The following is a 14,055-nucleotide window of genomic DNA, read 5'->3' on the forward strand; positions in this document are numbered from 1 at the left end:
CACGATTTGCGTCGGCTTCGAACGCAGCAAGTTTGTCCTCTTCGACGTATTTCTTGGCAGGATTTGGCACGCATCTGGCACTATTTAGTTCTATGTTCTCGCATCATGTAGCGTGCTTGGATGCGTCACGGAGGATTGATCGCATCGACCAAGCAAGGTTATCTGCAGCGGAGAGGAGCCGGTGTTAAAACACTTTCATAACAATCCGGCTAGCGGAGCTCGCTTCGCCCCGCACAAAGCGCTGGGCGAGTTGCCATGTCTACGGATAGCGACACCCAAGAAAATGTTGCTTTGGGCGATAGAGAGCCGCGCTAAATTACCCACAAAAGCGCCGATCTGTCTTTAGGTGACGGCACTGTTGAAACTTACTGGAATGTTGGGGCCGCGCAGGGCTAATCCATTCACGGCCGAAACCATCTCTTTTGGTCACAAGGCCTTCAGAAGGTTCAAAAGTCCGTGACAGCTGTCGAGCCACGGACTGTTCGAAAAAACATATTGAATGTTGAAATAATTTGACATAGCATTGGTGTGGTTCGCAGCAGGACGGGGCGGCTCGCGAACGGAGAACAAATCTAGCAAGTAGTTGGGAACTAAGCAAAGGGGCTTGGGCGCCGGTGAGCACTCGTGTCGCAAGGGGAGATTGACATGCAAACACACTCAGGGATCGAGGGAACCGGGCTGATTAGGAGAGATACCGATGGCGCCCGTCGCGAGACTTAACAGCTGAGCACTTTCGGGTTGAACCTCCTTTGGACCCTGGTCGGGCTCTTCGTCGGTACCGTTCTGGGTACAATCCCTGTTGCCGCACATGCAAGCCAAGGACCTCACCTTGGACTCCCACAGATGGTTCAGACACGACCACAGTTCGGGCGCTACGGGGCTATCTTTATCTGGTTGGTCGCGGTGATGGTCTATTGGGGATACGTCGTCCTCAACGTGAACCTCATGGGTGCGACCGCCGAACAGCTTGGCATGGGCTCGTTCACCGTGTCCGGCCTCATACTCGGGCTGTTGTCAATTGTTTTTGCAATCTTCGGGTACAACTGGCTGCACGTTGGTCAACGATACACGTCGATCGTCCTCATTGCGGTACTTGCGGTTTTTGTTTGGGGCATTACCTATCAGGTCGGCCTGCCATCCGACCAGCTAAGCTTCACCGGTACTTTTCACTTCATCCCGTTCTTGATGGTTGTTTCTGCCTCACTAGCTTATCAGCTCTCGTGGGCCTTCTTTGTTTCGGACTATTCGAGATACATGCCGCCTACGACAAGCCATCGGTCGATTATCCTTTACACGGCGATTGGCGCGGGTGCGGGAGTCTTCGCAATGGAGGCAGTTGGCGCGGTGGCTGCAGCCCTCTTCCCCAAAGACGGTTTGACTGTAGCGCTGCAGCAATCCGGCAACCTGATCATGTCGGGGTTCGGCGGAGTTCTTCTTTTCGTGGGCGGTATCGCACTGTTAATTTTCAATGGCATGTGCGTCTACGGAGGCGCACTCACATTGATCACCGCCATGGACAGCGTCGTATCCACGTCGCCCACCAAGGGGCTGCGCCTTAAGACAATTGCGATGATCGGGACGACAGCAACCATCGTCGGTGTACTGCTGCCCGCCGATTTTATAAACACGACATTCTATACGATCCTTGCCGTCCTTGCCTACCTGATGGCGCCCTGGACAGCGGTCAACCTTGTCGATTACTTCGTGGTTCGCAAAGGAAAATACTCGATAATGGAGATTTTCAATCCCAAGGGCATCTACGGCTGCTGGAACTGGCGCGGAATCTTGGCCTACACGCTTTCGTTCATTGCCATGATCCCATTCATGTATCTCTCCTTCTACCAAGGACCGGTAGCTGTGTATTTTGGAGGTGTCGACTACGCGTTCTTCGTCGGGATCCCCGTTGGAGCAGTACTGTACTGGCTGTTTTGCCTGAACCTCGACTTGAAGCATGAGTTCGCAATCATCGAGGTCGCTGACAGGCACCTCGATGCCCTAGCAAAACCTGTCGTCTAGGACCGCTGGAAGATTTAGCGGCGGTTTTGAGGGCAATAAGCGCGCAGGTGGCTCAACCGATCCACCTGCGTTTCGATTTCGACATTATCGGGCATCACGCGAAATGACGGCCATCGATCGCGACATCCGTGACCTGATGTGGTGAGGGCCGACGCTTCAGGTCAAATCATTGGCGGCGTGACCGCACACGCTACAACAGCGGTCGTCTTTCCAATGTTCTTGAGCTTGTACGGCTCGGGGCCGAGAAGGTGGAAACCGCCACCCGCCTCAATTTTTCGAACGCCTTCGCTCGTTTCCAATTCAACCGTTCCCTCAAAAATAAACGCAGCGGTCTCCCCGTCGTGAGCGATCGCTGTTTCCCCCGTGTCCGTGCCCGGCGCGTAATGCTCTATGAACATCTGAAGCTTTTTGTCTCGCCGTTCCCCACCGAGCACGCGCATATCAACTTCACCACGGGATATAACCGCGAGATCTTCGGCGTCGTAGCAAAGGACGTTTTGCTTAGACACCGGTAAAGCAAAAAAGTCCGCCATGGAGATCGGTATCGCGTTGAGAATTTTGTGCAAGGAGGCCAGTGACGGAGCGTGTGATTCCTGCTCAATCAGGGAGACCGTGGAATTTGTAACCCTTGCACGCTTCGCAAGCTCGCGCTGCGATAGGCCGGCCTGCTCCCGAACCACCTTCAATCGCGCACCAACCGCAAGTTCATTTGCCTCGCTTTTCTGCTGCGTTTTAGCCGCCGTCGTTTCTTCGCTCTCGGAGCGGGTCTTAGCGACCTGAGTTGCCTTCACAATATTCTCCGCTTCTATCGGTCCAGGAAATTCCTATATAAGGTCATGGCACAGAAAAAAAGTTCGGCGTTCGAAAAATCGATCACCTGTGGAGTTTGTGCGTTCGCTTCGTGGTGATCAAGCGTCTTTCAACGTCTCCCTCTGCATGATCAGGCGAGCGCCGTGCTGGCGCGGAAGGAACCCCCACAGCCAGCTGAGCGCGACTGCAAAACGATTTAGTGCACCGATCATCGCGTTTCCGGTTCGAACCTCTACACTAAGGTTGTTCAGCGCAGCCTCGGTATATTGCGACAGCTCAGGAGCAAAGGCTGCGCGCGGGCGAGTACCCGCCTCGATCAAAATGATCTTAGCACTCCTGGTATCGATCGTTCGAAATTCTCGGTGAGTTCGGCGATAGCTCTACACCGATGATGCAAACCGCGCCCTGCGCCTTGTGCAAACTCCGCATGAGTTGAATGTCGGCAAAGCCGCCGCCTACCGATGTTTTGACATCGGGACGATCATTTTTCTGTGCTTGCGGCGCTTTGCCAATCTGCTCGAGCATCTGAGACTAGTGCTTGCCAGAGTTCGAAAGCAGATTAAGCATCATCTTCCCGGCTGAAATGAAGGTGATGCCAGCAATCGCCTAACCATCCAGCCGTTGTCCTCAGACCAACCACTCAAGACATACGATCACGACAGTTCCAAAACCGGACCAAATTGCGCATGCGACCCTGACGGGTATCGACCTTAGCGTAATGGCCAAGAAGTAAAAACGATAGTGACCGTCAGCGGACTTGAGAGCAGTGGTTGCGGTGACTTCAGCTGCAATCGCGATGAACAAAACCGGATATGGCGGCCCAGTTGACCTCTGGCAGACGTCGAAGTTGGTCAATCGAGGTCTGCGTCAATTGGATTATCGGGGTGAACGGACGTCCGGCCAGTCGTCGTACAGGCGGCCCATCAGGTAAGGCGTGTAGTCGTTGCCATCGTTTTGGAGCTCGACTACATCCTTGATTATATAAGATGTTTCCCCGCCGAGATGGCCCCCGTCGAGGAAACCCTTGAGGGGTATAGTCGAAACGCCCGGATCCCAGGGAGATCCGCCTAGGCTCAATTTAGCATCGGTGATCGTTCGCAACCGCTTGGTCGCAGTCGAGTTCTCAAAAACGACCAACTGTGGCCTGGTCACGTCTGATGCATTGACGCCGAAATAGCCGCGCAGATCGAAGTAATATTCTTTCTCATCTTCCGACGTTGTAGGTAGATGATCACCTAGGCTAGCTGTCAGCTCAACAAGACTTAATTCCTTTCTAGACGCGAAGCCGTGAAACTCCTCGCCGTCATCAAAGAAGTTAATCGTGCCGAGTTTTTTAGGCATCCCCCAGAATTCACGTCCCGTGACGATGTTGACTTCTTCCGTCTCGAGAACCGTAAGATAATAACTGCCTTCGATTGCGCCATGTTTTGCGTTTACGCCGATGATCATCGCGCGATCACGTCCCGCGCGGTTCGATACACCTTCGATCCATTCCATAAAAGACATGAAGCCTATCGTAACAGTTGGCTCGTCGGCAGGCGTCAGGCACGGCGGCAAAACGCTACTCACAAAGCTGTCTGTCGTCCGATACCTGACGTAGGTGTACGTGTGATGAGTCCTGATGTCGTCATAGTATTTGCGGTACCGCGCGATTTGCTCAGGTGTCCAAACATAACCCATAGTGTCGTTCCTTTACTGCTTAGGTGTCCGGGAGGCGAACGCTTCGTTGATACTGAAGACTATGTATCCGGCAAGCGTGAGGCCGAGCATGGTGTAGGGAAGCCATTGCATTACCCCCTCGGCACCGGACATGAAGCTATCGATAAATAGGCAAAGGAAAACGAACATCCCGACCACAACGACAGCGATCTGGAGCGGCGCCCGCCTCGTTTCCTTCAACACCTCCTTGATCGCGCCGACGCTCAGAATGATGTAGGGACCGACCCAGAACAAAGAATAGAGTGTCGATAGGTACGCCGTGGACTGCAGGGGGGGAGATGCGGCTAGGTACTGAAGAGCGACCGGAATGCCTGCCGCAGGCACCGCCATCAACACCGTCGCGCCCGTCGGAGAGCCGAATTTCGGATGAACTCTCGAGAAAATCTCCGGCAGGAACTTGTTGTGCGCTGCTGTCGCGAACACTCGGCTACCGTAGTTGATGAAAGCGACAAGGCTCGCGAAGGTTGCGCCGATCAGCAGAAGATCGATCGGTTTTTGGAGATACGGCATTTCAGCAACCCGGGCAATAATTGCTGTTGGGGAAATGCCCTCGTTCAACTCGACAACGTGTGCATTCATCATTGTCGTGCAGACGAATAGGATGCCGACATATGCGACGCCGGTTATAAGCAGTACGCTGTTCAAAATGATGGGGACATTTTTCTTCGGATTTCTCGTTTCCGCGGCGAGCGAAGCAAGCGCGTCGACGCCGACAAAATAGGCGAGCCCGACGATTGCACCTCGCATGACGCTGTGCCAATCGGTATCGGCCAGCACGAACTGCGAATGAAGGTCTAACCCGGTATTGGCGGCCGCTGCGATGGACGCGGCTAAAACGAGTGGGAGCGACAGGAAAGCGAGCCAGGCAGTCAGCGAAATCGAAGCGTCGAGTCCGCGCCAGGCGCAACCGCCAGCTAGCGCTGCAACTACAATCGCTGAAAGCGCCTGGAACCAACTCTCGTTAGCATACTCGAAGCCAACGCTCTGCAAGAAGCTGCTCGTGAACATGACCGTGCTCGCGGTCACAGCAGCGCACGCGACAAGGAACCCGATGAGATATGAAGCAGCAACTAGCCTTTCCAACCGGCGGCCAAAAGCCAGGCCGACGTATGACATCATCGAACCCGTCACAACGTACCGACGCGCGAAAATATTGACAGCGGCCATTACGCAGAGAGTCGCGCACATCGCCAGGAGCATCGACAACCAGGCTCCGTTCCCGCTTTCCAATGGCATGTACGCGGCGCCAATGAGTGCCGACGGAATGATCTGTTGACCGGACAACCCGAGCAGGACGACGCTTACGACCCCGACCTTGCGCGCGGTGGCCGGCACTACGGTCTCTTGGCGGAGCTCTTCAGCCAGTTCGGAAGAATTACCATTCACTTTATTATCCCCTCTTGCTCGGACACAGCCAGCCGGTAACGACTGGCCGTGTATGGCGAATTACTTAGCCTTGGCGTGCTCGTATGCCTCTTCCTCGCTGTAAGGAAACCACCAGAAGTCTTGGGGTGCGGCAGCTGGGTCGATCATCACGAACTTGGAGGTCTGGAACTGGGCGAGGCCCTCCGGGCCGAGTTGACGACCAATTCCGGAAAGCTTTCGACCCCCGAAGGGAAGTGCGTCGTTGTCGAGAACCGGCGCGTTGATCCAAAGAATTCCGGACTCGATCTCGTTCACGGCCCGCATCATTTCGCTCATGTCGCGCGAATAAAGATTTGCGCCAAGTCCGAACTCGGAGCGGTTTGCCAGCTCCAGGGCTTCATCGAAGCTCTTGACCCTACAGATCGGAGCCACAGGTCCAAAGGATTCGTTATTGAGAATCTCTGAATCGGGTGAAACATCGGTCAGAACGGCGGGCTCGACAAACCAACCATGATTTAGGCCGGCAGGGCGGCCACCGCCGGTCGCGAATTTCGCCCCTTCCTGACGTGCGCGGGCGAGAAGAGCCTCAAAACGCTCGCGCTGGCGATGAGTTGCCATCGGTCCGATATCGACGTTGTCCAACCCGTTGCCGATGCGAAGCTTCTTTGTCTCAGCAACGAGGCGCTCGACGAATTCATCGTGAATGCTGTCGTGAACATAGAAGCGCTCGGCGGATGTGCAGACCTGACCACAGTTCAGATACGCGGCGAAGGCAGCACCACGAACGGCGACGTCCAGCGGCGCCGACGGCATTACGATGAACGGATCATTTCCCGATGCTTCGATGAGGGCCGGCTTGAAGGTTTCAGCGCACACCTTCATGATTTGCTGCGCGATTGGAACTGAGCCGGTGTAAGCGACACAATGGGTCTTCTTGCTTTTGACGAGATGCTGAGCAACGCGGGGACCGCCTGTCACGACCTGCACTAGTCCCTTCGGAAGACTGGAGAAAACTTCCATGAACTTGAGTGTCGTAATGCTGGTCTGCTCATGCGGCTTGATGATGACTGAGTTACCGGCCGCAAGCGCTGCAGAAAGCTCCCAGCACAAGAGAACGAGCGGGAAGTTAAACGGAAGGATGATTACCACTGTTCCGAGCGGTTCCCTCACGGCGAAATGGAAGTGGCCGGGTACAGTGGCTCCGGCAATCCGACCAGTCTCATGCCGTCCGAGTTCTGCGTAGTAGTCGATCGCGGTGGCACACCAGGAGGCTTCGTCTACAGACTCCTTAAACGGCTTGCCTTCTTCTCGCGTCATGAAGTAGCCGTAAATTGCCTTGTCGCGACGAATGCGGGCGGCAACTTCATGCAGCATCGTTGCGCGCGTGCGGGGATCGATCGCCAGCCAAGTCTTTCGGGCAGTATTGGCGACGTCGATGGTGGTTTCCACCTCGCTCTCGGTCGCATCGGCAATTTCCGCGATCCGATCTTCGGTGGCTGGGTCGATGACCGAGATGGTCTCCGTCGACTGGCTTTTCAGATAGTTCCCGTCAATGAACAGCGTACCCGAAAGACGATCGAACTCTTGGTGAAGTGACATGTTTACTCCTTTCAGGACCCAGCCTCCTGGATCCATGCAGTTAGGTGCGGAGCCGACCCCTCTCTCAGAGAGAGGGGCGCCGGTCTATGCGTACGCGTGAGGGGAATCGGTGGTGATCGTTTTGACGTCTCTCGCGGCCAGGACCGCAATGACATTCAAAAGCAACAACGAGGCGGCGGCCGCTATGAAGCCGACGGTATAAAGTGAGGTCGCGTCTTTCACGTATCCAAGCACGAGCGGATAGACGACGCCGCCGACGATGAAACCGACGCCCATGATAAAACCATTAGCGGTGGCAGCGAGAGAAATGCCGACCGAGTCCGCGGCCAGGCAGTAAGCCAGCGGTAGGCCGCCATAGGCAAACAGCCCGGAAATCGGCAACATGGTTGCAAGGAGCCAATATTGCTGAGACCAAAGCGCGTAAGCCGCCCCGATGAATGATGCCGCCATTCCAAGACCCGAGATCAAGATCAGCGGCTTGCGGCGTCCCACCCGATCCGAGATCAATCCAAATCCTACGGCGCAGATCATCCCTACGAGAGGATAGAGCGATCCGACAATACCAGAGGACTGTTCAGTCCAGCCGTTTTCCTCCATCAGGATGGTGGGGACCCAGTAGATTGCAATTGAGTAGGTCCCCCAAACGCCAATCAGGAAGAGGGCGGCAACCAGGACGTTTCTGTGACTGACCACGCTGAAGTAGCTTCCTATAATTTCTCCAACAGATTGCGAGTTCTGCGAGGACGATCGCGCGTAGGCCGGGGGCTCCTTAAGGAAGACAAAAGCTAAAACCGTCGCCAGAGCAAGAATGCCTGCGCCGACGAGTGAGCCACTGCGCCAACCATACTCCTGCAAAACGATGGCATATCCATAGAGAGCGGCGACAGTGCCTATGCCATCCGTTGCCAACATGGCACCCATGAAAATGCCGAGACGGTTGGAACTTTCGGCCCAGCGCAATGCGAGCGTATACGGCCCCAGGAACAGCAGTGGTATTCCTGCTCCCTGCAGGAGACGGGCAAGTAGCATCGATTCATATGTCGGTGCATAAGCGAAGGCGATCTGGCCGAAGACGTTGATCACCAGCCCGAGCACGGTCACGTTTTTCGCGCCCCATCTGTCGACAAGCACGCCCGCGAACGCGACGATAATGCCGCCTGCAAGGGCCGAAGCTGACGCCAAGGTGCCGACCATGGTGTAGGTCATTCCTAGATCCTGCATCATCGCCGGAATCTGTGTGGCGTATCCGACATAGGGAATAAAGATGGCCAGCGTCACCGCAAAACAAAGTGAAAGCGCACGCCATTGACCTTCCTGAGATTGAAACTGTTGAGTGGTCATTTCGTTTCTCCACTGCGCTCCTCCCTGCCTCAACCGCTTTCCAGTTGAATGTGCTGTTCGCACACGAAATGGACGGCGGCTTCCGACTTAGGGAAGCCGCCCGCATCAAGCGGCAAGAATGGGACGAAGACGTTCGGTTGATTGGCTTGCGCTATTTGAAGCGTGCGGCCTTCGGGAAGAGACGGAAGTCGTCGTACTTCTGCCCGTAGATGTATGGCTTGTAAGCGTCCGAATTCGCCAGGTCGTGGAACCACGGAACTGTCCAGCAAGAAGTTCCTTCCGCGTAGTAAGCCTTGCCGACCGACACAACCGGAATCGTATCGAGAGGATCAAACTTCGTGCCGGCAAGCTTCAATGTCGCCGTTCCTTCTCGCGTGGCGCGGTAGTCTTCCTCGATATCAAGGCAAACTAGGGTAACGCCGCTCTGAAAGCCCCTGCCTGTAGGATGGGGCTGCGCCTTGAGTTCGAAATCGAGTGACCCGGTTGATTTGGAGGGGCCCAGATCGGGGCCGAACTCAGCGTCGATTTCGATCAGTCGAACGCCGTTTCGTTCTGCATAGCCGTAGGCCTGCGTACCGTCGAAATAAAGCTGAGCAGTGCCTTCCTTCTTGCCTTCACCCCAGAGCTCTCGACCGATCGTGACAGGAGAATCGCCGCTTACGAAAAGTGTCAGCATGGTCGTGCCAACATGTTCACCGTACTTGCACTTCAAATAAATAATACCGCAATCGAATTCGCCGCAAAGGGCGCTTTGCCACCGCGATATGTTCGCATAGGCAATCGGTTCATCTGCAGGCTCGAAGCAGGGCGCCAAAACCGAGCGCACGAACTCGGGAGTCGTCGTGAATTCAACCGTTACCGATTCGGTAGTGAACTGACCTCTTGCCATAAGGTCTTCGATTTCTTTGACTTGTTCAGGTGTTTTGACAAAGCTCATGTCAGCTATCCTCTTTGCTTTCGAATGAGCCGTTCCGGAATGTTAGCATAGCATCGCCTCCCAGGAGCGCTCCGCTCATCGGCGTGCGCACGGCCAACTTTCTTGTCATGAAGTTCGCTGGCCCCGCGTTCCCTTGTATCTTGTGATGCGTGGCTTAGCGGTACTTACGCTATGTCAAATATTTTAAACATTCAATACGTTTTTTTCGAACAGCGGCTTTTTTCCTTTGCCGAATTAATCGCGTCCTCCTGGCTCCGGTGCCCGTAAAATGATCGACCACCTGTTGATGGCGCTAAAGATCCAGAGCAGCAACGGTCCGCCCGTGGACTACGGTATCATGCCGACGCCGCGGGTTTGGGTACATCTCGACGTATCGGCGGTTGTCGGAATTCCTACCAGCAATTTGAGCGTTGCGCGTGTGAGAGAGGGTTTCAGCGGCCTTCCGCGGTTGTCGGATACACTCTTCATCCGCTCGGATATTGCTTCGGAATTGCTGAAGCGACGGGAAGGCGAGGGGGGGTAACTTTATGCCCAGCCGGGTCGCGAAGCGGAACCATGGCTTCGAGAATCGTAGCTGTCGAAACAGCTTGACTCTGTCGCAAACATTGCAGAAACTATGTAAAGTTCTTTCTTGCAGGGTTCTCCCATGAAAATATTGGTTTCGGTGAAGCGAGTCGTCGACTTCAACGTGAAGATCCGGGTGAAGCCGGGTGGATCGGGTGTCGAGCTTGCCAATGTGAAGATGTCGATGAACCCGTTCGACGAGATTTCGGTCGAGGAGGCTTTGCGGCTGAAGGAAGCCGGCAAGGCGTCGGAAGTCGTCGTCGTCTCCGTCGGTCCGGCCAAGGCCGAAGAGACGCTCAGGACGGCGCTTGCCATGGGCGCCGACCGGGCGATCCTGGTCGAGACCGACGATCAGGTCGAGCCGCTCGCCGTCGCCAAGATCATCAAGGGCGTGGCGGAAGCCGAACAGCCCGGCCTGATCATCGTCGGCAAGCAGGCGATCGACGACGACAGTAACCAGACCGGCCAGATGCTGTCGGCGCTGCTCGGTTGGGCGCAGGGCACCTTTGCCTCCAAGGTCGAGATCGGTGACGGCAAGGCTCAGGTGACCCGCGAAGTCGACGGCGGCCTGCAGACCATCGAGATCAAGCTGCCGGCGGTGGTCACCACCGACCTGCGCCTCAACGAGCCACGCTACGCCTCGCTGCCGAACATCATGAAGGCGAAGAAGAAGCCGCTCGACAAAAAGACGCCTGCCGATTTCGGCGTCGATACGACAGCCCGCCTCAAGGTCTTGAAGACCGAGGAGCCGGGGGGTCGCAAGGCCGGCATCAAGGTAAAGTCCGTCGCCGAACTGGTCGACAAGCTGAAAAACGAAGCCGGCGTGCTTTAACGGTCCAGGAAAAGGGAGACTAACATCATGGCCATTCTTCTTCTGGCTGACCACGACAACGTAACCCTGTCCGACCAGACCGCCAAGGCCCTGACGGCGGCCGCCAAGATTGGTGGCGACGTGCATGTGCTGGTCGCCGGCTCGGGCTCACAAGCCGCGGCTGAACAGGCGGCAAAACTTTCCGGCGTCTCCAAGGTGCTCTTGGCCGATGACGCAAGCCTTGCCAACAACCTCGCCGAGCCGCTGGCGGCGCTGATCGTCTCGCTGGCCGGTTCCTACGACACCATCCTCGCCGCCGCCACCTCGACGGGCAAGAACGTCCTGCCGCGCGTCGCCGCGTTGCTCGACATCGCCCAGATCTCGGAGATCACCGAGGTCGTCTCGGCTGACACGTTCAAGCGGCCGATCTATGCCGGCAATGCCATCCAGACGGTTCAGTCCACCGACGCCAAGAAGGTGATCACGGTGCGCACGGCGTCCTTTTCCCCGGCCTCCCAAGGCCCACTTGCTGCCGTTGAGGAGATCTCAACGGCGGCTTTTTCTTCTAAGCTCTCCAGCTTTGTCTCCGACGCTCTGTCCTCATCCGATCGCCCGGAGCTGACCTCGGCCAAGATCGTCATCTCCGGCGGTCGGGCGCTCGGCTCGGCGGAGAAATTCCAGGAAGTCATCCTGCCTGTTGCCGAAAAGCTCGGGGCTGCTATCGGCGCGTCCCGCGCCGCTGTCGATGCCGGCTATGCGCCGAACGACTGGCAGGTCGGTCAGACCGGCAAGGTCGTCGCCCCCGATCTCTACATCGCCTGCGGCATCTCCGGCGCCATCCAGCACCTCGCCGGCATGAAGGACAGTAAGGTCATCGTCGCCATCAACAAGGACGAGGAGGCGCCGATCTTCCAGGTCGCCGACTACGGCCTCGTCGGCGACCTCTTCGATGTCCTGCCGGAACTCGAAAAAGCGCTGTGAAGCGCCCTACCACAAGAACCAAACGAGCAGGCGTTGGACGAGCGTCCAAGTATCGGTTTTCACACCCGATGGAGCACCCCATGACAACAAACCAATTCGTATTGACCGTTTCATGCAAGTGCACGCGAGGAATCGTCGCGGCGATATCCGGATTCTTGGCCGACAAAGGATGCAATATTGTCGACAGCTCGCAATTCGATGACCTAGAAACGGGCAAGTTCTTTATGCGTATCAGCTTCATATCAGAAGTCAAAGCTAAGGAAGCTGACCTCGTCGAGCAGTTTGGCAATGTCGCCAAAAAGTTTGAAATGGATTATCAATTTCATCGCGGCGATGATCGAACAAAAGTCCTTTTGATGGTCTCCCGCTTTGGGCATTGCCTCAACGACCTACTCTACCGTTGGAAGATCGGAGCGCTGCCGATCGACATCGTCGGGGTGGTTTCCAATCATTTTGACTACCAGAAGGTAGTGGTCAATCACGACATTCCATTCCACCACATCAAGGTGACGAAACAGAACAAGTCGCAGGCGGAAGCGCAGCTGATGGAGATTGTCGAGCAGACCGGCACCGACCTGGTCGTGCTGGCGCGCTACATGCAGGTCTTGTCCGACCAGCTCTGTGCAAAAATGTCCGGCAGGATCATTAATATACATCATTCTTTCTTGCCCAGCTTCAAAGGAGCTAATCCGTACAAGCAGGCATACGAGCGGGGTGTTAAGTTGATTGGCGCCACGGCACACTACGTCACTGCAGACCTCGACGAGGGGCCCATCATCGAGCAAGATATCGTCCGCATCACGCATGCTCAGTCCTCTGAAGATTACATCTCTCTTGGCCGCGATGTGGAAAGCCAGGTCCTTGCCCGGGCCATCCACGCCCACATTCATCACCGGTCGTTCATCAACGGCAACCGCACAGTCGTCTTTCCGGCCGGCCCGGGAAGTTACGCCTCCGAGCGTATGGGGTGACAATGGCTCACTTAATCGACGGCAAGGAAGTATCGGCGCTCGTAGTTATGGCGGTGACGGAGGCCGCAGGAGCCCTCGAGCGTACCGCCGGCATCAGGCCGGGTTTGGCGGTTGTGATTGTCGGCGACGATCCGGCAAGCCATGCTTACGTGAACTCCAAGACCCGCATGGCCAAGCAGTGTGGCTTCAATTCCATTCAGCATAGCCTGCCGGCCGAGACTACCCAGCAGGAACTCGAAAAGCTGGTCGTCGAGCTCAATGCCGATCCGGCCATCCATGGCATCCTTGTGCAGCTTCCGCTCCCGAAGCCTCTGAACCCCGAGCCGGTGATCCGATTGATCTCGCCTGAGAAGGACGTCGACGGGTTGCATGTCGTCAATGCCGGCAAGATGGCGACGGGTGACCTATCCACCGGTTTGATTTCCTGCACACCGGCGGGTGCCATGATGCTCGTCAAACGCGTTCACGGCGATGACCTGTGTGGCCTGAATGCCGTTGTAATCGGCCGCTCGAATTTGTTCGGCAAGCCGATGGGCCTGCTTCTGCTTGCCGCTAACGCCACCGTGACCATGGCGCATTCGAAGACCCGCGATCTCCCCGATGTCTGCCGCCGGGCCGACATCCTTGTGGCAGCGGTCGGCCGTCCGCAGATGGTCAAGTCTGACTGGGTGAAGCCGGGTGCGACGGTGATTGACGTGGGCATCAACCGGATCAATGCGCTGGAGGGCGAGGGCAAGACCCGGCTCGTCGGCGACGTCGATTTTAGAGCGGCCAAAGAGGTCGCCGGCGCGATCACGCCTGTGCCGGGCGGCGTTGGACCGATGACGATTGCGATGCTGATGGCAAACACGGTTCGCGCGGCCTTTTTCTCGACGGGCATTGCCGCGCCATCTCTTGAATGTAGCTCTATGTGCAGACAGCTCTCATGATCGATCTCCATC

Annotated in this window: 13 protein-coding genes and 1 pseudogene; 6 read left to right on the forward strand and 8 right to left on the reverse strand. The window is 56.3% G+C overall.

Translation table 11 applies throughout. The features are described 5' to 3' along the window. Nucleotides 1-738: 738 nt before the first annotated feature. The gene (locus ACSQ2W_RS27120) at nucleotides 739-2,016 is read left to right on the forward strand and encodes a purine-cytosine permease family protein (RefSeq protein ID WP_436089265.1); all 1,278 of its coding nucleotides are present in this window, start codon (nucleotides 739-741) and stop codon (nucleotides 2,014-2,016) included. Nucleotides 2,017-2,177: 161 nt separating this feature from the next. On the opposite strand, the gene ACSQ2W_RS27125 is transcribed toward ACSQ2W_RS27120, so the two are convergent. From ACSQ2W_RS27125 to ACSQ2W_RS27160, 8 genes and pseudogenes are all read right to left on the reverse strand, one after another. Then, nucleotides 2,178-2,807, reverse strand: coding sequence for a helix-turn-helix domain-containing protein (locus ACSQ2W_RS27125; protein ID WP_436089266.1), 630 nt, complete (start codon nucleotides 2,805-2,807; stop codon nucleotides 2,178-2,180). A gap of 117 nt (nucleotides 2,808-2,924) precedes the next feature. Beyond that, nucleotides 2,925-3,146: a hypothetical protein gene (locus ACSQ2W_RS27130; RefSeq protein ID WP_436089267.1), complete on the reverse strand. Its 222-nt coding sequence runs from the start codon at nucleotides 3,144-3,146 to the stop codon at nucleotides 2,925-2,927. Nucleotides 3,147-3,357: 211 nt separating this feature from the next. Then, a pseudogene (locus ACSQ2W_RS27135) lies at nucleotides 3,358-3,630 on the reverse strand (SMR family transporter). A gap of 72 nt (nucleotides 3,631-3,702) precedes the next feature. Further along, nucleotides 3,703-4,506: an acetoacetate decarboxylase family protein gene (locus ACSQ2W_RS27140; RefSeq protein ID WP_436089268.1), complete on the reverse strand. Its 804-nt coding sequence runs from the start codon at nucleotides 4,504-4,506 to the stop codon at nucleotides 3,703-3,705. A gap of 12 nt (nucleotides 4,507-4,518) precedes the next feature. Beyond that, the gene (locus ACSQ2W_RS27145; protein ID WP_436089269.1) at nucleotides 4,519-5,931 is read right to left on the reverse strand and encodes an APC family permease; all 1,413 of its coding nucleotides are present in this window, start codon (nucleotides 5,929-5,931) and stop codon (nucleotides 4,519-4,521) included. Between the two features lie 60 nt (nucleotides 5,932-5,991). Further along, nucleotides 5,992-7,509, reverse strand: coding sequence for an aldehyde dehydrogenase family protein (locus tag ACSQ2W_RS27150; protein WP_436089270.1), 1,518 nt, complete (start codon nucleotides 7,507-7,509; stop codon nucleotides 5,992-5,994). A gap of 84 nt (nucleotides 7,510-7,593) precedes the next feature. Next, nucleotides 7,594-8,850, reverse strand: coding sequence for an MFS transporter (locus ACSQ2W_RS27155; RefSeq protein WP_436089271.1), 1,257 nt, complete (start codon nucleotides 8,848-8,850; stop codon nucleotides 7,594-7,596). Nucleotides 8,851-9,001: 151 nt separating this feature from the next. Then, nucleotides 9,002-9,787 carry an acetoacetate decarboxylase family protein gene (locus tag ACSQ2W_RS27160; protein ID WP_436089272.1) on the reverse strand — a complete coding sequence of 262 codons (786 nt, stop codon included), beginning with the start codon at nucleotides 9,785-9,787 and terminating at the stop codon, nucleotides 9,002-9,004. Nucleotides 9,788-10,055: 268 nt separating this feature from the next. Between ACSQ2W_RS27160 and ACSQ2W_RS27165 the strand changes: the two genes are divergently transcribed. The 5 genes from ACSQ2W_RS27165 (at nucleotide 10,056) to folD (ending at nucleotide 14,043) form a co-directional block, all read left to right on the forward strand. Beyond that, on the forward strand, nucleotides 10,056-10,310 hold the full coding sequence (locus ACSQ2W_RS27165) for a hypothetical protein (RefSeq protein WP_436089273.1): 255 nt from the start codon (nucleotides 10,056-10,058) through the stop codon (nucleotides 10,308-10,310). A gap of 123 nt (nucleotides 10,311-10,433) precedes the next feature. After that, nucleotides 10,434-11,183, forward strand: a complete 750-nt coding sequence (locus ACSQ2W_RS27170; RefSeq protein ID WP_436089274.1) for an electron transfer flavoprotein subunit beta/FixA family protein — start codon at nucleotides 10,434-10,436, stop codon at nucleotides 11,181-11,183. A gap of 27 nt (nucleotides 11,184-11,210) precedes the next feature. Then, entirely contained in the window at nucleotides 11,211-12,143 is a 933-nt protein-coding gene (locus tag ACSQ2W_RS27175) for an electron transfer flavoprotein subunit alpha/FixB family protein (protein ID WP_436089275.1), read from the forward strand. Between the two features lie 80 nt (nucleotides 12,144-12,223). Next, a complete protein-coding gene (gene purU, locus ACSQ2W_RS27180; protein ID WP_436089276.1) occupies nucleotides 12,224-13,114 on the forward strand; it encodes a formyltetrahydrofolate deformylase in 891 nt (296 codons plus the stop codon). A 2-nt stretch (nucleotides 13,115-13,116) separates the two neighbouring features. After that, a complete protein-coding gene (gene folD / locus ACSQ2W_RS27185) occupies nucleotides 13,117-14,043 on the forward strand; it encodes a bifunctional methylenetetrahydrofolate dehydrogenase/methenyltetrahydrofolate cyclohydrolase FolD (RefSeq protein WP_436089277.1) in 927 nt (308 codons plus the stop codon). Nucleotides 14,044-14,055: the final 12 nt, after the last annotated feature.

Source organism: Pararhizobium sp. LjRoot255 (assembly GCF_964252905.1).
Classification (GTDB): domain Bacteria; phylum Pseudomonadota; class Alphaproteobacteria; order Rhizobiales; family Rhizobiaceae; genus Pararhizobium.

Bases quoted from the DNA above. Each gene is read 5' to 3' on its own strand.
- ACSQ2W_RS27140 (WP_436089268.1), bottom strand. From the start codon at position 4,506: ATGGGTTATGTTTGGACACCTGAGCAAATCGCGCGGTACCGCAAATAC.
- ACSQ2W_RS27150 (WP_436089270.1), bottom strand. From the start codon at position 7,509: ATGTCACTTCACCAAGAGTTCGATCGTCTTTCGGGTACGCTGTTCATT.
- ACSQ2W_RS27155 (WP_436089271.1), bottom strand. From the start codon at position 8,850: ATGACCACTCAACAGTTTCAATCTCAGGAAGGTCAATGGCGTGCGCTT.
- ACSQ2W_RS27160 (WP_436089272.1), bottom strand. From the start codon at position 9,787: ATGAGCTTTGTCAAAACACCTGAACAAGTCAAAGAAATCGAAGACCTT.
- ACSQ2W_RS27165 (WP_436089273.1), top strand. From the start codon at position 10,056: ATGATCGACCACCTGTTGATGGCGCTAAAGATCCAGAGCAGCAACGGT.
- ACSQ2W_RS27170 (WP_436089274.1), top strand. From the start codon at position 10,434: ATGAAAATATTGGTTTCGGTGAAGCGAGTCGTCGACTTCAACGTGAAG.
- ACSQ2W_RS27175 (WP_436089275.1), top strand. From the start codon at position 11,211: ATGGCCATTCTTCTTCTGGCTGACCACGACAACGTAACCCTGTCCGAC.
- purU (WP_436089276.1), top strand. From the start codon at position 12,224: ATGACAACAAACCAATTCGTATTGACCGTTTCATGCAAGTGCACGCGA.
- folD (WP_436089277.1), top strand. From the start codon at position 13,117: ATGGCTCACTTAATCGACGGCAAGGAAGTATCGGCGCTCGTAGTTATG.